We start from the raw sequence: 19,480 nt of genomic DNA on the forward strand, positions 1-19,480 counted from the left end.
CACCCATGTCGCTCGACGTCTCCCCCGCCCTCCTCGCCCAGGCCGAGCACGGCCGGGTCAACCAGGCCGACTTCCTCGACACCGTCCGCGCCTCCCTCCCCTACGCCTACCAGGTCGTCGCCGGGCTCAGCACCGAACTCAGCGCCACCGAGGACGAGTTCACCACCGACAACACCACGCCCACCGACGAGGAGCGCGCCCAGCTGCTGCGCGCGCTCGCCAGCAACGCCATCCGCGGCAGCCTGGAGGACCACTTCGGCGTCAAGCTCGCCTTCGTCAACTGCCACCGCGTCGGCGCCTTCCGCCCCGGCACCGAGGACGGCGACGCCTACCGCGAGTTCACCTCGCTGCACAACCAGATCCGCAACCAGAGCCCGGAGCTGCGCAGCTGCTGACCCTCCCGGACGCGCGGCGGGCCCCGTCGGGGGAGGGGGCCCGCCGCGCCCCGTACCGGGTCGATGTGGAGACGGGATTGCGCCGTGTTGCGCGCCGATGTCCGATCCCGCGCCGATCTTGTGGGGACGCGAGCCGCCTGCGTACGTTCGACGGGCACCACCCGCCCGGCCCTCCCGGGGCCGCCTCACACCACCCGGAGCCACCCACCATGCCGCCGACCCCACGACCGCTGCGGAAACTCGGCTTCCTGACCATCGGACTGTTCGACGAAGCCGACCCGCGCCGGGGCCACGAGTCCACCCTCGACCTCATCACCCTCGGCGAGCAGCTCGGCTTCGACAGCGCCTGGCTGCGCCACCGCCACCTCCAGTACGGGATCTCCTCCCCCGTCGCCGTGCTCGCCGCCGCCTCCCAGCGCACCAGCCGCATCCACCTCGGCACCGCCGTCACCCCGCTCGGCTGGGAGAACCCGCTGCGCCTCGCCGAGGACCTCGCCACCGTCGACATCCTGTCCGGTGGCCGCCTCAACCCCGGCTTCAGCGTCGGCCCGCCCACCCACTACGACCGGGTCCGCGGCACGCTCTACCCCGACACCGGCGAGCACGAGGACTTCGGGACCGGCCGCGCCGAGCGCCTCCTCGGCCTCGTCCGCGGCGAACCCGCCTCCGACTTCGCCGGCACCGAGGGCATCGAGGTGTACTCCCGCCGGGTCCAGCCGCACTCCCCCGGCCTCGCCTCCCGGCTCTGGTACGGCGCCGGCAGCCTGCGCTCCGCCCGCTGGGCCGGCGAGCACGGGCTCAACCTGCTCACCAGCAGCATCGTCAAGGCCGGGGAGCCCGGGGAGTCCGAGGACTTCGCCGAGATCCAGCGCACCCAGATCCGCGCCTTCCGCGCCCAGCACCCCGACGGCGAGCGCGCCCGCGTCTCCCAGGGCCTCGTCGTCATCCCCACCGACGGCGCCACCCCCGAACAGCGCGCCAAGTACCAGGCGTACGCCCTCGCCCGCACCCCGCGCACCCTCGCCCCGCAGGGCCCGGCCCGGATGGTGTTCGCGCCCGACCTGGTCGGCCCGTCCGAGGAGATCGCCGAGCGGCTGCACGCCCACGCCGGCTACCAGGAGGTCGACGAGGTCGCCTTCGCCCTGCCCTTCACCTTCGACCACCAGGACTACGTGCAGATCCTCACCGACCTCGCCACCCGCCTCGGCCCCGCCCTCGGCTGGCAGCCCTCGACCGGGCGCGGCTGACCCGGCGGCCTCGCGCGCAGCGGGGCACGGAGACTCAGGGCACGGCGACTCAGGGCCGGGCGGGGCCGCGGGTGGGCAGCGTCTGGCTGTAGACGACGCTCGTGGTCGTGCTGCCGAAGCCGGCCAGCTCGTCCACGAGCGTCTCCAGATGCTCCATGGAGGTCGCGGCGACCTTGAGGGTGTAGCAGTCGTCGCCGGTGGTGCGCAGGCACTCCAGGAGCTCCCGGCGCTCGGCGAGCAGCCGGCGCAGCGGCTCGTGCCGGTTGCCCGGGTACTTCAGCCGGATGACGGCGAGCACGGGATAGCCGACCTTGGCCAGGTCGACCGCGGCGTGGTAGCCGGTGATGACGCCCAGCGCCTCCAGGTTCCGCACCCGTTCCGTGGTGGCGGACGAGCTGAGGTTCACCCGCCGCCCCAGCTCGCTGAGGGAGATCCGGGCCTCCCGTTGCAGCTGTCCGATGATCTGCCAGTCGACGTCGTCGAGATTCACGGCCATTCCGCGATTCTACCGGCAGAACCACGGCACAGGGCAGTGATCACCGGGATGGTTCGGTTCCGTCAGCCATGATCACCGGGATAGCCTCGGTCCATGCAACTTGGCGTCAACGTACCGAACTTCGGGCCCGGGACGGACCCCGGCGTGCTGCGTGAATGGGCGCGGACCGCGGAGGGGCTCGGCTTCGACCTCCTCATGCTGTCCGACCACGTGACCATCACCCCGGACGTGTCCGTGCGGTACCCGGAGCCGTTCTACGAGCCGTTCACCACGCTGTCCTGGCTGGCCGGCCTCACCACGGACCTGCGGCTGGGCACGAGCGTGCTGATCCTGCCCTACCGGCACCCGCTGCTGACGGCCCGGCTGGCCGCCAACCTCAGCCGGCTCAGCGGCGGCCGGTTCGTCCTCGGGGTGGGCGTCGGCTGGGCGCGGCAGGAGTTCGACGCGCTCGGCGTGCCGTTCGCCGCGCGCGGCCGGCTGACCGACGAGTACCTGGGCGTGCTGCGGGACGCCTGGCGTCCGGAGACTCCGGGGACGGGGACGGGGACCGGGAGCCACGCCGCCCCGACGCCCGTCTGGGTCGGCGGCCACAGCGGGGCGGCGATCCGACGCGCGGTCAGGTTCGGCGACGCCTGGCACCCGCTGCGGCTGCCCCTGCCCCTGATGCGCTCGATCCTGGCGGAGCACTCGCTGCCGGGGTTCTCCCCCCGCATCGCCCTGCGGATCACCGAGGCGCCGGTCGACGATCCCGAGCGGCCCGCCGGGGTCGGCACCGTCGAGCAGGTCCTCGACGACCTCGACCAGCTGCGGCTGCTCGGCGCGGACACCGTCGTCCTCGACCCCTACCACGGCGATCCGGAGGAGACCCGTCGGCCCCGCGCGGCCTGGCGGGCGCTCACCACCGTGGCCACCCAATGGAAGGCCCGCCCGTGATCACCCTGGCCGACGAAACCCTCCTGCGGCGCGCCGTCGCCCTCGCGGCCCGGGCGGTCGCCCTGGGCGACGCACCGTACGGCTCCCTGCTGGCCGGCCCGGACGGCGCGATCCTCGCCGAGGCACACAACACGGTGCGGCGCGACGACGACATCACGGCCCACCCGGAGCTGAAGCTCGCCCGCTGGGCGGCCCGCGAACTCGACCCGGACCTGGCCGCGCGCACCACCCTCTACACCAGCTGCCAGCCCTGCGGCATGTGCGCCGGCGGCATCGTCCGCTCCGGCCTCGGCCGGGTGGTCTTCGCGCTCTCCACCGAGCAACTCGTCGAGCTCAACCCGCAGGCGGGCGCCTGGCCGACGGTGGCCCAGGACGGCCCGGCCCTGTTCGACGAGGCGCGCGCACCCCTCGACGCCTACTACCGGCCAGGCCGCTGACGTCGACGCGCCGGGCGGGCACTGGTCAGATGACTAAGCGCTTGCTTAGACTCGGGCGTCCAGTGCAGGCCCGCGCGCCCCCAGGAGACGTCATGACCGCGACCAACCGTCAGATCCGCCTCGCCCGCCGTCCGGTCGGGGAGGTGCGGGCGGAGGACTGGGCACACGGGTCGGAGCCGGTGCCGGCGGCCGGGCCCGGGCAGTTCGTGGGGCGGACGCGGTACGTGTCGCTGGACCCGGCGATGCGCGGGTGGCTGGACGACCGGCCGTCCTACCTGCCGCCGGTCGGGCTGGGCGAGGTGATGCGGGCCGGGTCCGTGGTCGAGGTCGTCGAGTCCGACCACCCGAAGTTCCGCGTCGGCGACCACGTGGTCGGCAGCTTCGGCGTCCAGGAGTACGTGGTCTCGGACGGCAAGGGCGCGCTGAAGGTCGACCCCGCGCTCGCGCCGCTGTCGACGTACCTCGGCGCGCTCGGCATGCCCGGGATGACCGCCTACTTCGGGCTGCTGGACGTCGGGGCGCTCAAGGAGGGCGAGACCGTGGTGGTCTCCGGCGCCGCCGGGGCCGTCGGCAGCCTGGTCGGGCAGATCGCCAGGATCAAGGGCTGCCGGGTGGTCGGCATCGCGGGCGGCCCCGAGAAGTGCGCGCTGCTCACCGGGGAACTGGGCTTCGACGCGGCGATCGACTACCACTCCGAGGACGTCCGCAAGGCGCTGCGCGACCACGCGCCCGACGGCATCGACGTGTACTTCGACAACGTCGGCGGGGACGTCCTGGACGCCGCGCTCACCCGGCTCGCGATGCACGCCCGGGTGGTGCTCTGCGGAGCGATCAGCCAGTACAACAACGAGACCGCCGTGCAGGGCCCGTCCAACTACCTGTCACTGCTGGTGCGGCGGGCCCGGATGGAGGGCTTCGTGGTGTTCGACTACGCGCCCCGCTACCCGGAGGCGGCCCGGGAGCTCGCGGGCTGGATCGGGGACGGCCGGATCAAGGTCAAGGAGCACGTGGTGGAGGGGACGGTGGACGACTTCCCGGCGGTCCTCGGAATGCTCTTCCGCGGGGAGAACACCGGCAAGCTGGTGCTGCGGCTGAGCTGAACTCCGGCCTGAGCCGGGCCCGGTGCGGCGGCGACGGGCGTCCGCCGCCGCCGCACCGGGGGCGTTCAGAGCAGACGCTTGATCTCGCCGCGCGCCCGGTAGAAGCCGCCCGAGGCGGACTCCCGCACCTCGGCGACCAGGTACCGCGCCCCGGCGACCCGGATGTCCTTCGGGAACTGCACCCGTCGGCCCGGGTCGAAGCCCGCCGACACCACCCGCACCCGCAGCCGGGCCCCGTCCTGCACGCACTCGACCTCGATCCCGCCGCCGGGCAGGCCGCCGGTGCCGACGACCACCGTCTCCAGGGCCGTGCCCGGCCGCACCGCCTCCCAGCCCGCGTCGAGCACCTCGGCGGTGGCCGGCAGCGTCCCGGCCTCGGCCGCCCGGACGGCCTGCTCGCTCGCGTCCAGGCAGGCGAGCGAGCCGTCGGTGGTCACCAGGTAGAGCCGGCCGTCCCGGTACTGCATGCTGTACGCGGAGCCGCAGCCGGTGGCGAGCTTCCACAGCCGGGTGCCGTCGGCGGCGAAGCAGTACACCGAGGAGTGGTTGTCCCCGGCGAAGACGTACTCGCCGTCCGGGGAGGCCGCGCAGGAGAACACGGCGGCGTCGCAACGGTAGGCGGCGACCTCGGAGCCGTCCGACTTGCGCAGCCGGTGCACCCAGCCGCGCCCGGTGCCGGCGAACACCTCGTCGGCCTCCTGCCAGCCGAACAGCACCTCGCCCTTCGTCGCGGTGTGCCACACCTGGTCGCCGCCGCGCGCCGCGTAGCGGGCGACGCCGCGCGAGTGGCCGTGGTAGACGCCGTCCGCGTCGCAGCGCACCATCCAGCCGGAGCGGCCCTCGGCCTTGCGGCGCCACTGGAACTCGTCCTCGTGGTCGACGGTGGTCAGCCCGCCGCGTTCGTCGGCGACGCCCAGGACGCCGTCGTGGATGTCGAGCCAGAAGATGTCCACGTCCTCGGCTATCTCGTACGCCACCCGGGGGACCTTGCCGCCCAGGTCGTACACCTTGCCGTCGTCGCAGCCCGCGTAGATCCACCAGTCGTCGGCGACGATGCACTTGACGCCGTCCGGCAGGCCGAACCGGGCGGTGACCTCGCCGTCGTGGGTGAGGGTGTAGACGTCGCCGCGCTCGTTGCCGACCCAGGCGTGCTCCTCGCCGACGAAGACGCCGAAGGCCGGCGAGCCGGAGCGGAACCGCCACAGCAGCGGCGCCTGGTTCGCCGTCGAACGGGTGCTGACGAGCTGCCGCCTGGTCACCGCCCGGTGCTGGCGCACGCCCTGGACGGCCGGCGCGTAGCCCTTGCGGACCTTCTCGCCGATCTTCTTGGCCGCCGACGCGGCGGCCTTCTCGGCGCTCGGGAAGCTGGTGGACTTGGCCTGCCCCTCCTCGCCGATCCGCCCGTAGCGGACCGTCACCGTACTGCCGGCGAGCCGCACCTCGTAGAACTTGTGCGCGCTCCCCTCCTCCTCGGACAGTTCGAGGTAGGTGACCTGCTCTTCCACGGCGACGGACACGACGAAGTCCCCTTTCGGGTTCTCGGGCAACGGAGACGGGAGGCGGGGCGGGGCCTGTTCGCGGCCCCGCTCGCCGACAACCCCCAACCTAAGGCCCGGCACTGACAACGCGTCCCGCCGGGCTGCCCGGAACCCCGCCTCCCACTTGTCGCCTCACGAACCATTCTTCCGCCGTACATCTGGCCGTCGCCCGCCGCGCACGGTAGGGATCGGGTGGCGTTGCTAGAACCGCAGCGCCCGAACTTTCTTGTCCGTGCTCAGACCGCCGGGCCCACCAGCCCGAGCGGCCGTCAGGAGGAAGCTCATGCGGAGTACCCAGCGAGTCCGGCGCAGAGCGATGGCGGGGGCGTCCGCCGCAGCCGTGGTGGGGGCGCTGCTGGCGCTGCCCGGCGGCGTCGCCCAGGCGGCGTCACCCGACGTGGTGATCAGCCAGGTGTACGGCGGGGGTGGCAACTCCGGCGCCCCGTACGCCAACGACTTCATCGAGCTGTACAACCGCGGCACCGCGCCGGTGTCCGTGACCGGCTGGACGGTGCAGTACGCCTCGGCGGGCGGCACGTCCTGGGGGCGGACCACGCTGTCCGGCACGATCGCGCCGGGGCGTTTCCTCCTGGTGCAGGAGGCCGCCGGGGCCGGGACGGGAGCCGCGCTGCCGACGCCGGACGCGACCGGGACCCTCAACCTGGCCGCGACCTCCGGCAAGGTCGCGCTGGTCACCAACGGCACGGCGCTGACCTGCGGTTCGGGCTGCGCGACGCAGCCCGGGGTGAAGGACCTGGTCGGCTACGGGTCGGGCGCCAGCTCCGCCGAGGGCTCGCCGACCGGCAACCTGTCCAACGCCACCGCCGCCCTGCGCGTCGGCGGCGGCGCCACCGACACCGACAACAACGCGGCGGACTTCACCATCGGCGCCCCGACGCCGCGCAACTCCGCGTCCACCGGCGGCGGCACCACCACCGGCGCCCGAATACACGACATCCAGGGCGCGGCCCGCACCTCCCCGCTCGCCGGCAGCGCCGTGAGCGCGGTGCCCGGCGTGGTCACCGCCGTCGGGCCCAACGGCTTCTGGTACCAGGACCCGCAGCCCGACAACGACCCCGGCACCAGCGAGGGCGTCTACGTCTACACCGCCGGCGCGCCCACCGTCGCGGTCGGCGACTCCGTCACCGTGAGCGCCACCGTCAGCCAGTACCGCCCCGGCGGCAGCGGCGGCACCACCAACCTGTCGATCACCGAACTCACCGCGCCCAGCGTCACGGTGCTCGCCCACAACGCGCCGCTGCCCGCGCCCACCCTGGTCGGCCCCGGCGGGCGGGTGCCCCCGGCAGCGGTGATCTCCAGCGTCACCGGCGGGGACGTCGAGACCGCCGGGAACTACCAACCCGCCACCGACGGCATCGACTTCTGGGCCTCGCTGGAGGGCATGCGGGTCGAGATCGACAACGCGGCCGTGGTCGGTCCCAGCAACAAGTACGGCGAACTCCCCGTCGTGCCCCAGGGCAGCACCACCCGCACCAACCGGGGCGGCATCCTGCTCCAGGCGGGCGACGGCAACCCGGAGCGGGTGACCCTGGCGAACGCGCTCGCGCCCACCCCCGCCGCCAACGTCGGCGACACCCTGACCGGCGCGACCGTCGGCGTGCTCGACTACTCCTTCGGCACCTTCAAGCTCCAGGTCACCACGACCCCGGCGGTCACCTCCGGCAACCTCGCCCCCGAGGTCACCGCCGCCCCGACGGCCGGCCAGCTCGCCGCCGCCACCTTCAACGTGGAGAACCTCTCCCCCGCCGACCCGCAGAGCAAGTTCGACGGCCTCGCGGCGGGCATCGTCACCAACCTACGCTCGCCCGACCTCGTCGCCCTGGAGGAGATCCAGGACAACAGCGGCCCCACCGACGACGGCACCACCGCCCCCGACCAGACCCTCGCCAAGCTCACCGCCGCCATCTCGGCGGCCGGCGGCCCGGCCTACTCCTACCGCCAGATCGACCCGGTGGACGGCCAGGACGGCGGCCAGCCCGGCGGCAACATCCGCCAGGTGTTCCTGTTCCGCACCGACCGCGGCCTGAGCTTCACCGACCGCCCCGGCGCCGGCTCCACCACCGCCGACTCGGTGGTCAACAACGGCGGCACGCCCCAACTCGCCTACTCCCCCGGCCGGATCGACCCGACCAACACCGCGTTCAACTCCAGCCGCAAGCCGCTCGCCGGCGAGTTCCGCTGGAACGGCAAGCCGGTCTTCGTGATCGCCAACCACTTCAACTCCAAGGGCGGCGACCAGCCCCTGTTCGGCCGCTACCAGCCGCCCGCGCACCCGTCCGAGACCCAGCGCCACAACCAGGCGACGGCGGTGAAGAACTTCACCGACCAGATCCTGGCGGTGGACCCGAACGCGGCGGTCATCGTGCTCGGCGACCTCAACGACTTCGAGTTCTCGCAGACCGCCGACATCCTCACCGCCGGCGGCTCGCTGACCGACCTGCCGCGCACCCTGCCGCTGCCCGAGCGCTACACCTACGTGTACGAGGGCAACTCCCAGGTGCTGGACCACATCCTCATCTCCGGCGCGCTGGCGGCGAAGCCGTACAGCTACGACATCGTGCACATCAACAGCGAGTTCAGCACCCAGCTGAGCGACCACGACCCGCAGGTCGTGCGGATCCCGCTGCCCTGACGCACGACACCGGCGCGGTGCCGGCCTCCCGCCGGACGGGGAGGCCGGCACCGCGTTCGCCGTTCAGCCTCCGGCCACGGCGGCCAGCAGGGCGCGCAGGGCCTCGTCGTCACGGATGCCGGCGCCCGCGGAGCAGCCCCCGACGATCCGGCGGTCGCGCCCGGCGAGGTCCGCGAGGCGGCGGCGCTGACCGTCGTCCAGGGCAGTGGTGCCCAGGGCCGCCAGGGCCTCGCCCGCGCCCCGGAGGTCCGACCCGGTCTCGGCCGCACACAGGGCGGCCTCGGCCAGACGGCCGCGGTCGAGGGCGGCGCCGTCGGCCACCGCGAGGAGGGCCAGCACGGCGGCCGGGGCCTTCACCCGGTCGGCGAGCAGCCCGTCGAGCCTGGCGGTGAGCGGGCGGGCGGCCGGCCCGAGGAGGGCGGCGACGCGGGCCGCGCGGACGGCCGTCCGATCGAACCACGCCCCGTCATCGGCGCGCCGCAGGACGCCGTCCAGGATCGGGAGGACCTCGGCCGCGTCCCCGGTGATCCGCCACAGCGCGTCGGCCACCGCCAGGTCGGCCTCCAGCACCGGGGAAGTGTCGGGCACCGGAGAGGTGTCGGGCACCGGGGAAGTGTCGGGCGCGCCTCCGGCGCTGAGCGCGGCGCGCAGGGCGGGGGCCAGCGAGAGGGCCTCGGCGCCCAGGCCTGCGGCGGCCCGGGCGGCCTCGGCGACCGCGTACGGGCCGGCCGCGAGCCGGTCGGCGAGTGCCCCGAGCAGTGTCTCGGGATCACCGGTGAGGTCGTACAGCGCCCGGGCCGCCGCGACGGAACCGGGCACCTCCCGCAGCGCGGCGGCAGCGCGGTCACGCTCCGCCGCCGGGCCGTCCACCGCGACGGCCGCGACGGCGTCCGCCGCTTCCGGGCGGTGCGGCAGCGCCGCGCACAGCTCGGGCAGAGCCGGGGCGGCCGCGTGGCCCCACTGGCGCACCAGGCGGAACAGCTGGTGGTGCTCGTTCCCGCCGAGCTGCTCGGCCGTCAGCCGGACGCGGACGGCAGCGAGCAGCTCGGGGTCGAAGGGGAACGGCGCGTCGGCAGGGGCCCGTTGCCCGGCGGCGGCCTCCAGCGCGCGCGGGCGCCGGCCCAGCGCACGGGCGAGCAGCGGGGCCGCCGTCCGGGGCGCGATCAGGACGAGCGCGGCCAGGGCCTGGTCGGCGGGCCCGTCCTCGGCCTGCGCGGCCCGGGCGGCCAGCCCGGGGGCGGCCTCGGCGGCGGCCGGGCCGAGGTTGCCGAGCAGGTGCACCACGTCGGGGTCGGCGACGAGCCGGGTGAGCGCCGGGAGCAGCCGCCGGGGCGCGCTGCGGGACAGCTGGCAGGCGTGGTCGGCCGCCCAGACGGCCTCGGCCCGCACCTCCGGGCGCTCGTCGCGCAGGGCCCGGTCGAGCAGGGCGTAGGCGGCGTCGCGGTCGGCGGGCGTCTCGCGCAGCAGCAGTTCCTCGGTGATCGCGCGCAACGGCTCCCGGCGGTCCAGGTCGTACCGGTCGGCGGCGACCGGGTCGGCGGGCAGCAGGGCGAGGACGGCGGCGTGGTGGGCGCCGGTCCACGGCTCGCCCGCGTCCAACCCGGCGAGGACGGCGGCCAGGCGCAGCGGCGCCGGCGTGTCCTCGCCCAGCAGCGGCCCGGCCTCGGCGGCGGCTGCGGACCGGTCCAACCGGCCGAGAGCAGTGAGCAGTTCACCGCGGACGACGGGGTCGGTCTCGCTCGCCCAGCGGCGACGCAGCGCGGGCAGGGCGGGCTCGACGGCCCTGGTCTGGCCGACGGCCCAGGCGGCGGCCTGCCGGACGCCGGCGCTCCCGTCCGCCAGCAGCGGCAGCAGCAGCGGGAGTTGGCCGACGACGGCGGCCCGGACGGGAGCGGGCGGGCCCTCCCCGCCGCCCTCCCGCTCCCCGTCCCGCGCTCCGCCCCACTCGCCCTCGCTCTCGGCCAACCCGCCGAGCAGGCCCAGGACTTCGACCGTCCCGCAGCCGGCCGCCGCGATCCGGGCCAGATAGGGGACGGCGTCCGCGCTGGCCGTGTACACCGAGCCCTGGTGGAGGATGCACGAGTAGAGCTCGGCGAGCGCCTCGTCGGCCTGCTCGCCGCCGGCGACGAGCGCGCGCAGCAGGCCGGGCAGGTCTTCGGCGGGTCCGTAGGCGTGCGAGACGGACGCCCAGGGGTGGGCGTCGAGTCCGTCGAGGGCGTGGGCGAGGTCCATGGGCGGATCATCGCAGCCGCCACCGACAGTGCTCAGGTGTCCCGCACTGCTCAGGTGTCCCGGCGAGAGGGTCAGGCGTCCCGGCGGGTCAGGCTGAGGGCGGCCAGGGTGAGGGCGACGGCGAGGTAGCCGGCGAGGGTGGCCAGGCAGCCGGCCGCGCCGAGCCGGTTGGTGCCGCCCGCGGAGGCGACGGTGCTGCCCAGGCCCTCGAAGACGCTCTGCAGGCCGAACCGGGTGGCGCCGTCACCGAGCGGCGCCAGCAGCATCGGCGAGAGGAAGAACAGGCCGAACAGCACGGCGACGGCGCCCGCGGTGTGGCGCACCAGGAAGCCGAGCGCCAGGCCGAGCAGGGCGAAGACGGACAGGAACACGCCGCAGCCGACGACCGCGCGTGCCACGCCCGGGTCGCCGAGCGACACCGCCAGGTGCTTCCCGGCCAGGGCCCGTCGGCCGAGCAGGAAGGTCAGGAACGCCAGCAACTGCCCGAGCATCGCCGACGCCCCGCCGACCACCAGCGCCTTGGCCGCGAGCACCTGGCCCCGCCGGGGCACGGCGGCCAGGGTGCCGCGGATCTGGCCGGTGGTGTACTCGCTGGAGGCGGCCAGGGTACCTAGCGTGCCGATCGCCAGGACGGCGACGTAGAAGCCGCCGGAGAAGCCGTAGCGGACGGGGTCGAAGCGCTCGCGCTGGTCGGCCGTCCAGACGTCCCAGTTGTCGGCGGCGCTGCCGTAGTCGATCAGGCCGATGAACAGGGCGGCGGCGAGCGCGACGACGGCGGTGAGCGGGGTCGCGCGGACGCTGCGCAGCTTGACCCACTCGCCGGCCAGCGCGCCGCGGGTGGTGGCGGTCATGTGGTCCTCTTTCCGAACGTCGTGGCGGGGGCGGTCATGTGGTCCTCTTTCCGGACGTAGTGGTGGTGGCGCGGTAGTCGACGGCCTCGCCGGTGGCGTCCAGGAACGCCTGCTCCAACGAGGCCTGCCGGACGGTGAGTTCGTGGACGCCGAGGCCGTGCGCGGCGGCCAGCTCGCCGATCGCCGCCGATTCCAGGCCGCCGACGGCCAGTGCCCCGCCGGACTCCTCGGTGACCGGGGCTGCCCCGGCGGCGCGCAGCAGCCGGGCCAGTTCGGCCGGCCGGGCGCAGCGGACCAGGACGTCGGTGCGCGCGTTCTCGGCGAGGAAGTCGGCGGTGGGGCGGTCCGCGACGAGCCGGCCGCGCCCGATGATCACCAGGTGGTCGGCGGTGGCGGCCGTCTCGCTCATCAGGTGCGAGGAGAGCAGGACGGTCCGGCCCTCGGCGGCCAGGTCGCGCAGCAGGGTGCGGATCCAGTGCACGCCCTCCGGGTCGAGCCCGTTGACCGGTTCGTCGAGCAGCAGGACGGGCGGGTCGCCGAGCAGGGCGGCGGCGATGCCGAGGCGTTGCTTCATTCCGAGGGAGAACCGCCCGGCCTTGCGGCGGGCCGCCTGTTCCAGGCCGGTGCGGGCCAGCACCTCGCGGACCCGGGCCGGCCCGATGCCGTTGGTGACGGCGATGCCGAGCAGGTGGTGGTAGGCGGAGCGGGCAGGGTGGACGGCGCCAGCGTCGAGCAGCGCCCCGACTTCCCGCAGCGGGTGGCGCAGGGCCGCGTACGGCCGGCCGTTGACGGTCGCTCGCCCGCTGGTCGGGGCGTCCAGGCCGAGGATCATCCGCAGCGTGGTGGACTTGCCCGAGCCGTTCGGCCCGAGGAAGCCGGTGACCTGTCCCGGCCGGACCGTGAAGGTCAGCCCGTCCACGGCGACGGCGCCGCCGTAGCGCTTGGTGAGGTCGCGTACCTCGATCATCGTGGTGCCTTTCCGGGTCTCCTGGTCGGCCGAGGGGGCCGACGCGGGCTCCACGCTCCCGCCCGGGCCCGGGGCGGGGCGTCCCGCCGTGGGCGGAAATCACGGCGTTCGGCGGGGCCGGCCTCTGCCCGTGGTCGTAGGTCCACAGGGCGATGCCGGGCGCGGGGGCCGCCGCTAGCCTGGGGAAATGCCCCGTGCTCCGCATCCACCGGTGACCAGGAGGCTGCGCCCGGGCCACTGGGTCGCGGTCGACCTGACGGTCTCGCTGGCCCTGACCGTGCTCACCTGGTCCCGGGTGCTGGACGCCTACCGGGTGTTCGACCCGCACCACCGCGGCTACCCGAAGCCGACGTCGGCGGAGCTGGTGACGGTGCTGGTGTGCGTGGTGGCGGTGGGCGTGGCCGCCGGGCTGCGCCGGCTCGCGCCGGTGGCCGCGGCCGGGGTGGTGTTCGCCGCCTGGGTGGTGGTGGTCGCGGTGGCCGGGCAGCTGACGATCGCCAACCTGGCCGGGTTCCTGGTGGTGGTCGCGGCGGCGATGGTCGTCTACCTGGTCGCGGCCGCCGGGCCGATGCGGCTGGGTCTCACCGTCCTGGCGTTCGGCCTGGTCGGGGCCGGGCTGAGCCGGTTCGGGTCGCGGGAGCTGTGGAACAACCTCGTGCTGTCCGCGCTGGGGGTCGTCACCGCGTGGGCGCTCGGCTGCGCGGTGGCCCGCTACCGGGCGTACGGCGCCGAGTTGCGCCGGCACCAGGTCGACCTGGCCACGGCGGAGCTGGCCGAGGAGCGGATCCGGCTGGCCCGGGAGCTGCACGACGTGATCGCGCACAGCATGAGCGTGGTCAACGTCCAGGCCGGGTACGGTCGTTTCGTGATCGGGCGGGATCCGGCGCAGGCCGAGCAGGCGCTGGCCGCGATCCAGGCGGTGAGCCGGGACGCGATGGTCGAGATGCGCGGCCTGCTGACCGTCCTGCGCGGCGCCGACGGGGCCGGGCTCGCGCCCGCGCCCCGGCTGGCCGATCTGGACCGGCTGGTGGCGAGCAGCGCCGAGGCCGGGGTGCGGGTGGAGCTGCGGGTCGGCGGCGTGGTCCGGGAGCTGTCCGACGGGGTCGAGCTGTCCGCGTTCCGGATCGTCCAGGAGGCGCTGACCAACGTGGTGAAGCACGCGCACGCGGCCGAGGCGCGGGTCGCCGTGGAGTTCGAGGAGGAGGCGCTGGTGCTGGAGGTGAGCGACGCCGGGCGCGGCGGGCCGGTCGGGGTCGGCGGGCACGGACTGGCGGGGATGGCCGAGCGGGTCGGGCTGTACGAGGGCCGGTTGGAGGTCGGGCCGCTGCCGGGCGGCGGGTTCCGGGTGCGTGCCGTGCTGCCGCTGGCCGACCCGGGCGGGCGGGAGACCTCATGACGGGAGACGTCGTGACCGGGGCGCCCGTCGGCCCGCCGATCCGGGTCGTGGTGGCCGACGACCAGACCCTGGTGCGGGCGGGTCTGGCCGGGATCGTGGCCGCCGCCGAGCCGGCGAGCGCCGCGCCCGGCGGCGGCGAGCGGGATCGAGTCCTGCGCGCCGTCACCGGGCGGGAGTTGGAGGTGCTGACGCTGATCGGTCGCGGGTTGACCAACGCCGAGATCGCCGAGCAGCTGTCCGTCAGCACCGGGACGGTCAAGACGCACGTCGGCCACCTGCTGGCCAAGCTCGCCGCCCGGGACCGCGTGCACCTGGTGATCACCGCCTACCGCGCAGCCCTCGTCGAATCCTGACGGCCGCCCGCCCCAGGAGCCCTGGGGCGGACCGTGGACGGGACCGCGCCTCAGACCGCGCCTCAGACCGGCCTCAGACCGGCCGGAGGGTCAGCGCGAACTGGGGCAGCGCGAGGAGCAGCACGGCGGTACCGGCCTCGATCCAGCGGTACTTCGCCCGGATGATCGCGCTGGTCCCGGCCAGCGAGGACAACAGCGCCCCCACCGGATCACGGCCCCCGAGCTCGAAGACACGGCGCAGCCGGTCCACCCCGGCACCCGGCGCGATGTGCCCGAAGTAGGCCGGGCTGGCCGGGGCCTGCCGCTCGCCCTTCCGGTACCGGGGAACGAGGGCGGCCACGAAGCAGGCGACGGCCAACAGCGCGCTCGCCACCGCGCTCCACCACAGGAACGGCACCGCCCAGGCCCGGGGCCCGGATCCGCCGCCGCTCCCGCCCCCGCCCCCGCCCCCGCCCAGCGGGATGAACACCCCGAGGACCGCGCCGGTGAACGCCAGGAACACGGCGGCCTTGGCGTCGGCCCGGGTGAGCTCCATGCTGTTGGCGGCCACCAGGCGCTCGATCGCCGCCACCGCCGACGGGCTCGGGGCGGCGTCCGAGGCGGCGGTAGAGGCGGCGGTCGGTGCGGTCGGCGCCCGGCCGCCGGGTATGCCGGCGGCGGTCACACCGGGCTCCCGTTCGCCACGCCGCCCGCCCAGCCGTTGGCCTGCGAGCGGATCTTGACGAACTCCGGCCCGGTGCCCTGCGGCCCGGGGCCCGGCACCCGCCGTCCGAGCGCGATGAGGCGGTCGCGCAGCATCCGGGACAGCTCCTGCCTCTCCTGCTCGCTCAACTTGCCGAGCATGAGAGCCAGTTGGTCCTGCCAGGTGGTCTCACCCCGGAGCAGTTCGGCATGGCCGACCGCCCAGTCCAGGACCTCCCGGACCTGGTCCGGGTGTCTGGCCAGCCAGAGCGCCGCGAGCGACACCGGGCCCTCCTGAACGGCCCGGCGGCAGAACGCGTACTCGTCCTCGCTCTTGTCCATCCAGTTGTAGGGCACGTCGGCCCCGTCCGGCTCCCCGAGCCGCAGTTCGGCGTCGTGCTCCCGGGCGGACACGTCCGTGACGCGGTAGCCGAGGCCGCAGTGCGGCAGGAGGTGGGGCGTCGCGAGGTAGTGCATCAGCTCGGCCTCGGCCAGCCCGTGCCCGGCGGTGGCGAACTGCTCCTTGAGCTGGCGCAGACGCTGTTCGAGATCCTTGCGGACCGGCAGCCAGCCCCGCACGGTCCGCGCCCGCACGACGTTCACGGCGTCGTGCACCCACCACAGGACGTGGACGTCCACCGACTTCGTGCCGTACGGGGTCGACAGGCCGACCGCCCGGGTCCCGGACCGTTCGTCCAGCTCGACCAGGTACGCCTCGTCGAATCCGCGCAGGCCCGTCCGGACGGCCACCGGGCCCTCCAGGTCCGGGTCCTCGTCGGCGCGGGCGCGGCGGCGGCGCCCCACCTGGTGGTAGAGCCCGTCCCGGTCCAGCAGGACGAGCGCGCGGTCGCGCCGCCCGGACCAGCGGTGGCGCAGGATCTCCCGCCACGGCGCCTGGGTCGCGCGGGCGTAGACGGGCGGGTCGCTGTCGGCGGTCATCGGGCTCCTCCATCGGCAGGGGCGGGCCGGTGCGGCTGCGGTTCGCCCCGGCGCCAGGCGTCCAGGGCGTGCTGGACGATGTGCCGTCCGGCCAGGTCGGGGTTGTCGTCGCCGTCGATCTCGACGAACAGGCGCATTTCGCCGAGGCTCATCTCCTGGGCGAGCGCGGTCAGCAGCGTTTCCACGGCGGCGCGCAGCGGTTCGTTCCAGACCGCCGAGGCACACCAGGAGAGCAGTGCGCTGCGCGTCTCGCCGAAGAGGTCGTCGTCGTTGAGCGAGAGCCGGATGAAGGTGATCACGGTGTCGGTGAACTCGCCGACGGTGATCAACTGGGCCTGGAACCAGGCGCGGTCCCACAGCAGTCGGGGGAAGGTCCGGAGCGCGAGTTCGGCCCCGCGCCCCGGGCGGTCCGTCCAGTCCATCAATTCGCGCAGGACGACCGGCTGGTTACCTGAGGCGAAGAGCTCCCACAACGCCGCGTCGACGGCTGTGGCGACCGCCCTCTCGTCTCCCTCCCGCCCCCGGTAGCACCCCCGCAGCAGCGACAGCGCGAGCTCCGGGCGGGACGTCCCGAATTCCTCGCCGCAGGCGTAGGCGACCGTGGACCGCGCCTGCCAGCCGACCTCGTGGCTCCAGCTCCTCAAGCGGTACTTGACCTCTCCGGCCAGTACCGGGTCCTGCGCCGCGATGCCCAGCGCGAACGCGGCGGTGCGGCGGCTGCGTTGACGGTCGGACCGGGCCAGCTTGACGATGTCGCGCAGGGCGCGCCGGCCGCCGCCCCAGCCGGCGGCCAGTCCCATCACCCGGCCCAGGGGCGCGGCCAGTTCGGGGTCCGTACCCGGGACGGCGTCCATCCACTCGGTCAGCAGCCCGGACAGCTCGCCGTACTGCCGCCAGACGTGCCGCAGCACCGTCTCGGCCTGGCGGTGCCGGGTGAAGCGCACCGGTTCCACCGTGTAGGTGTAGCGGGAGGTCGCCCGGATCTCGCCGGGCGCGCACTCGGCGCGGACGGTCGCCAGGAGTTCGTCCAGTGACCGCCGGAAGACGAACCGCGGGTTCGGGCGGGGGGCCTCCCGGCTCACCCCACCGGTCTGGCCGTCGTCACCGCCCGTCGGCAGGACGGCGTCGAGACGGCCGTCGGCCAGCTTGAGCAGGCGGTCGGCCTCGTCCCGGACGATCCGGTGGTCGAGTCCTTCGAAGACGCTGGTCGCCAGCAGAAAGGCGAGTCCGTCCGGGTCGTCGCGCAGCTTCTTCAGCAGGTCGGGGACCTCCTTCTCGGCGAGGAAGCTGAGCCGCCTGCGGAGATCGGCGAGGTCGGGGCCCTCGTCGCCGGCCCTGGCCACCTCGGCGACCAGTTCGGCAACCTGGGCGGGGACCAGTTCCGACGCCAGGAGGTCGTCCAGCCCCGGCCGCAGCCGCTCCAGTAGGCGTCGGCGCCGGTCGGGGTCGGGGACGGCAGCCTCCAGGCGGGCCTCGAAGACCGCTCCGGGCGGCGGGGGCACGCAGCGCACCGGGGTGAGGTCCAGGTCGCGGGCGAGGCTGCGGAGCAGGTCCGGGTCGTGCGGCAGCATGACCACCATGCGCGCCTTCGCGTCCGCCAGCAGGCGGCGGAGGTTGGCGACCACCGCCGGGCCGAGCTGGAGGGTGGGCAGCAGGCCGTGCACCAGGTACCCGCGGGCCTCGGCGTCGCGGGGGCGCCAGGTGGACAGGTCCTCGTCGCTGTCGAGCGCGCGCAGCTTCGTGCTGTGCCCGCTGTGCTGGAACAGCAGGTTGAGGGCCGCGGTGCGGCGCCCGGTGCCGGGCTCACCCGCCAGGAACAGCAGGCCGGTGTCCAACTGCCGCAGTGCCGACGGGAACCACTCGGGCCGGGCGAAGCCGGCCCGCGCGTCCAGGATCTCCAGTGCGGAGATCGGGCCTTCGTGCGCCTCCACGTGCGGGCCGCCCGGGGAGGACGTCGCGCCGGCGTTCTCGACGCGCTGGTCCCCGTGCACCGCGCCGGTGTTGATGTTGCCGTTCGGGGCGTAGATGACATAGCGCCGGCCGGGGAAGTCCCGGTCGAGGTCGGCCAAGTCGTCGGCGTCGTCCGGGTCCGGATATCCGGACGCGGTCCCGTCCCGGTCGGGCGTCGGGTCGCCGGGGCGGTCGCCGGACGGGCCGCCGCCGGACGCGCCGTCGGCGGAGGCCCGGTCCTCGGCGCTCACCGGCGGCGCTCCTTCTTGTCACCGTGGAAGGTGTCGCCCTGGTTGCCGTGGACCGTACCGGCTTTGTGGCCCGCCACGTAGTCGCCCCCGAAGGAGTCGCCGCGCACGAAGTCGCGCCCGGCGTAGTCGCCGCGCACCTTGGTGACCTGCTGGTCGCCTTCCACGTTGGTCACCTGCTGGCCGCCCTCCACGTTGGTGACGTGCTGGCCGCCGTGCACCGTGCCGCCGCCGTTGACGTTTCCGCGGTCGGCCCGGTAGCTCACCGGCCCGCTCCCCGCGCGGCCACCGTCCGCCTGCCCGGCCGCCGGCTCCGCCGCCGCGGCCTGCGCCCGCTCGTGCTCCCCGACCACGGCGTCGCCCAGGACGCGGCGGTCGTAGAGGTTGCCCGAGGGCGCGGGTACGTACAGCCAGGCCCGCTGGTCGAACCGCTTGCCCTCGACGGTGGCCGGCACCTCGATGAAGTGGTCGGGGTGGCGGCCGGTGAATCCGCCCGCCACCGCGTCGTCGTAGCAGCGGTCGGACAGGATGGCGGCGACCTGGGTGATGCTCTCGTTGGAGGCGGCCAGCATGGCCTTCACCGGGCGGGAGTCGAGCAGGCGGTGGGTGTCGTTGCGGGGCGTGCCGTTGCCGTCGAACTCGCCGCCGGAGTCGGGCAGCGGCCCGATGTGGAGGCTGACCCGCAGCCGGATCCGTACCGTCCCGACCGAGTTCACGTTGAACTCGGTGAGCACCTCCTGGAGGGTGTGCAGCCACGGGTGGATCAGGAACGGCATCCATGCCGGGTCGAAGCCGAAGACGTAGCCGTCGCCGGTGGAGGCGGGGAACCGGCGACCGTGCCAGACCTCGGCGAGCCCGGCGCGCTCGAAGGACCACTGGAGGACCTGCGGGACGGCCTGGCTGATCATGCCGTGCTCGATGGCCGGGTAGCCGGTGAAGTCCTTGGCGTCGACGGCCACGATGCCCCGGTACGGCGGCAGCTGGCGGCTCCGGCTGTAGGGCAGGGCGCTGGCCTCGGGCATCGGCTGGTCGGACTGCGACATCTGTGCTCCTTGTGGTTCCGG

The 19,480-nt window shown here is 74.7% G+C and carries 17 protein-coding genes; 8 read left to right on the plus strand and 9 right to left on the minus strand.

Translation table 11 applies throughout. From position 1 onward, the window contains the following. Positions 1–5 precede the first annotated feature (5 nt). Both ACIP37_RS33555 and ACIP37_RS33560 read left to right on the plus strand, forming a co-directional pair. Entirely contained in the window at positions 6–395 is a 390-nt protein-coding gene (locus tag ACIP37_RS33555; RefSeq protein ID WP_063345914.1) for an SCO5389 family protein, read from the plus strand. A gap of 209 nt (positions 396–604) precedes the next feature. Then, entirely contained in the window at positions 605–1,642 is a 1,038-nt protein-coding gene (locus ACIP37_RS33560; RefSeq protein ID WP_363587174.1) for an LLM class flavin-dependent oxidoreductase, read from the plus strand. 49 nt (positions 1,643–1,691) lie between these two features. Here the strand turns inward: ACIP37_RS33560 and ACIP37_RS33565 are convergent, their stop codons facing one another. Continuing rightward, on the minus strand, positions 1,692–2,138 hold the full coding sequence (locus ACIP37_RS33565; protein WP_400807993.1) for an Lrp/AsnC family transcriptional regulator: 447 nt from the start codon (positions 2,136–2,138) through the stop codon (positions 1,692–1,694). A 93-nt stretch (positions 2,139–2,231) separates the two neighbouring features. On the opposite strand from ACIP37_RS33565, the gene ACIP37_RS33570 reads away from it, so the two are divergent. From ACIP37_RS33570 to ACIP37_RS33580, 3 genes are all read left to right on the plus strand, one after another. Beyond that, positions 2,232–3,071 carry a TIGR03619 family F420-dependent LLM class oxidoreductase gene (locus tag ACIP37_RS33570; RefSeq protein ID WP_400807996.1) on the plus strand — a complete coding sequence of 280 codons (840 nt, stop codon included), beginning with the start codon at positions 2,232–2,234 and terminating at the stop codon, positions 3,069–3,071. Then, on the plus strand, positions 3,068–3,508 hold the full coding sequence (locus tag ACIP37_RS33575) for a nucleoside deaminase (protein ID WP_363587171.1): 441 nt from the start codon (positions 3,068–3,070) through the stop codon (positions 3,506–3,508). The genes ACIP37_RS33570 and ACIP37_RS33575 overlap by 4 nt, the downstream gene beginning before the upstream one ends. Positions 3,509–3,600: 92 nt before the next feature. Next, on the plus strand, positions 3,601–4,608 hold the full coding sequence (locus ACIP37_RS33580) for an NADP-dependent oxidoreductase (protein WP_363587170.1): 1,008 nt from the start codon (positions 3,601–3,603) through the stop codon (positions 4,606–4,608). Positions 4,609–4,673: 65 nt separating this feature from the next. On the opposite strand, the gene ACIP37_RS33585 is transcribed toward ACIP37_RS33580, so the two are convergent. Continuing rightward, on the minus strand, positions 4,674–6,125 hold the full coding sequence (locus ACIP37_RS33585; protein ID WP_363587169.1) for a WGR domain-containing protein: 1,452 nt from the start codon (positions 6,123–6,125) through the stop codon (positions 4,674–4,676). Between the two features lie 304 nt (positions 6,126–6,429). Between ACIP37_RS33585 and ACIP37_RS33590 the strand changes: the two genes are divergently transcribed. Next, positions 6,430–8,799: a lamin tail domain-containing protein gene (locus ACIP37_RS33590; protein ID WP_400845038.1), complete on the plus strand. Its 2,370-nt coding sequence runs from the start codon at positions 6,430–6,432 to the stop codon at positions 8,797–8,799. A 63-nt stretch (positions 8,800–8,862) separates the two neighbouring features. On the opposite strand, the gene ACIP37_RS33595 is transcribed toward ACIP37_RS33590, so the two are convergent. From ACIP37_RS33595 to ACIP37_RS33605, 3 genes are all read right to left on the minus strand, one after another. Beyond that, positions 8,863–11,031: a HEAT repeat domain-containing protein gene (locus ACIP37_RS33595; protein ID WP_400845041.1), complete on the minus strand. Its 2,169-nt coding sequence runs from the start codon at positions 11,029–11,031 to the stop codon at positions 8,863–8,865. Between the two features lie 71 nt (positions 11,032–11,102). Continuing rightward, complete coding sequence (locus ACIP37_RS33600; RefSeq protein ID WP_400845044.1) at positions 11,103–11,882, minus strand: hypothetical protein; 780 nt, start codon at positions 11,880–11,882, stop codon at positions 11,103–11,105. Between the two features lie 34 nt (positions 11,883–11,916). Continuing rightward, a complete protein-coding gene (locus ACIP37_RS33605) occupies positions 11,917–12,849 on the minus strand; it encodes an ABC transporter ATP-binding protein (RefSeq protein WP_400845046.1) in 933 nt (310 codons plus the stop codon). A 211-nt stretch (positions 12,850–13,060) separates the two neighbouring features. Here ACIP37_RS33605 and ACIP37_RS33610 point away from each other — a divergent pair, with 211 nt between their 5' ends. Continuing rightward, positions 13,061–14,245, plus strand: a complete 1,185-nt coding sequence (locus ACIP37_RS33610; RefSeq protein WP_400845049.1) for a sensor histidine kinase — start codon at positions 13,061–13,063, stop codon at positions 14,243–14,245. Further along, positions 14,242–14,598, plus strand: coding sequence for a helix-turn-helix transcriptional regulator (locus ACIP37_RS33615; protein WP_363587163.1), 357 nt, complete (start codon positions 14,242–14,244; stop codon positions 14,596–14,598). Before ACIP37_RS33610 ends, ACIP37_RS33615 begins: the two co-directional genes overlap by 4 nt. Positions 14,599–14,671: 73 nt before the next feature. Here the strand turns inward: ACIP37_RS33615 and ACIP37_RS33620 are convergent, their stop codons facing one another. From ACIP37_RS33620 to ACIP37_RS33635, 4 genes are read right to left on the minus strand one after another with little or no spacing between them, the layout of a single operon-like run. Beyond that, the gene (locus ACIP37_RS33620) at positions 14,672–15,262 is read right to left on the minus strand and encodes a Pycsar system effector family protein (RefSeq protein WP_400845053.1); all 591 of its coding nucleotides are present in this window, start codon (positions 15,260–15,262) and stop codon (positions 14,672–14,674) included. Beyond that, positions 15,259–16,218, minus strand: coding sequence for a hypothetical protein (locus ACIP37_RS33625; RefSeq protein WP_400845056.1), 960 nt, complete (start codon positions 16,216–16,218; stop codon positions 15,259–15,261). The genes ACIP37_RS33620 and ACIP37_RS33625 overlap by 4 nt, the downstream gene beginning before the upstream one ends. After that, a complete protein-coding gene (locus tag ACIP37_RS33630) occupies positions 16,215–18,419 on the minus strand; it encodes a hypothetical protein (RefSeq protein WP_400845059.1) in 2,205 nt (734 codons plus the stop codon). The genes ACIP37_RS33625 and ACIP37_RS33630 overlap by 4 nt, the downstream gene beginning before the upstream one ends. After that, on the minus strand, positions 18,416–19,459 hold the full coding sequence (locus ACIP37_RS33635; RefSeq protein WP_400845062.1) for a hypothetical protein: 1,044 nt from the start codon (positions 19,457–19,459) through the stop codon (positions 18,416–18,418). Before ACIP37_RS33635 ends, ACIP37_RS33630 begins: the two co-directional genes overlap by 4 nt. Between the last annotated feature and the right edge of the window lie 21 nt (positions 19,460–19,480).

The sequence above is a fragment of the Kitasatospora sp. NPDC088861 genome (assembly GCF_044750105.1).
Taxonomy (GTDB): domain Bacteria; phylum Actinomycetota; class Actinomycetes; order Streptomycetales; family Streptomycetaceae; genus Kitasatospora.

Bases quoted from the DNA above. Each gene is read 5' to 3' on its own strand.
- ACIP37_RS33570 (WP_400807996.1), top strand. From the start codon at position 2,232: ATGCAACTTGGCGTCAACGTACCGAACTTCGGGCCCGGGACGGACCCC.
- ACIP37_RS33590 (WP_400845038.1), top strand. From the start codon at position 6,430: ATGCGGAGTACCCAGCGAGTCCGGCGCAGAGCGATGGCGGGGGCGTCC.
- ACIP37_RS33605 (WP_400845046.1), bottom strand. From the start codon at position 12,849: ATGATCGAGGTACGCGACCTCACCAAGCGCTACGGCGGCGCCGTCGCC.
- ACIP37_RS33595 (WP_400845041.1), bottom strand. From the start codon at position 11,031: ATGGACCTCGCCCACGCCCTCGACGGACTCGACGCCCACCCCTGGGCG.
- ACIP37_RS33600 (WP_400845044.1), bottom strand. From the start codon at position 11,882: ATGACCGCCACCACCCGCGGCGCGCTGGCCGGCGAGTGGGTCAAGCTG.
- ACIP37_RS33555 (WP_063345914.1), top strand. From the start codon at position 6: ATGTCGCTCGACGTCTCCCCCGCCCTCCTCGCCCAGGCCGAGCACGGC.
- ACIP37_RS33635 (WP_400845062.1), bottom strand. From the start codon at position 19,459: ATGTCGCAGTCCGACCAGCCGATGCCCGAGGCCAGCGCCCTGCCCTAC.
- ACIP37_RS33580 (WP_363587170.1), top strand. From the start codon at position 3,601: ATGACCGCGACCAACCGTCAGATCCGCCTCGCCCGCCGTCCGGTCGGG.
- ACIP37_RS33615 (WP_363587163.1), top strand. From the start codon at position 14,242: ATGACGGGAGACGTCGTGACCGGGGCGCCCGTCGGCCCGCCGATCCGG.
- ACIP37_RS33560 (WP_363587174.1), top strand. From the start codon at position 605: ATGCCGCCGACCCCACGACCGCTGCGGAAACTCGGCTTCCTGACCATC.
- ACIP37_RS33625 (WP_400845056.1), bottom strand. From the start codon at position 16,218: ATGACCGCCGACAGCGACCCGCCCGTCTACGCCCGCGCGACCCAGGCG.
- ACIP37_RS33565 (WP_400807993.1), bottom strand. From the start codon at position 2,138: ATGGCCGTGAATCTCGACGACGTCGACTGGCAGATCATCGGACAGCTG.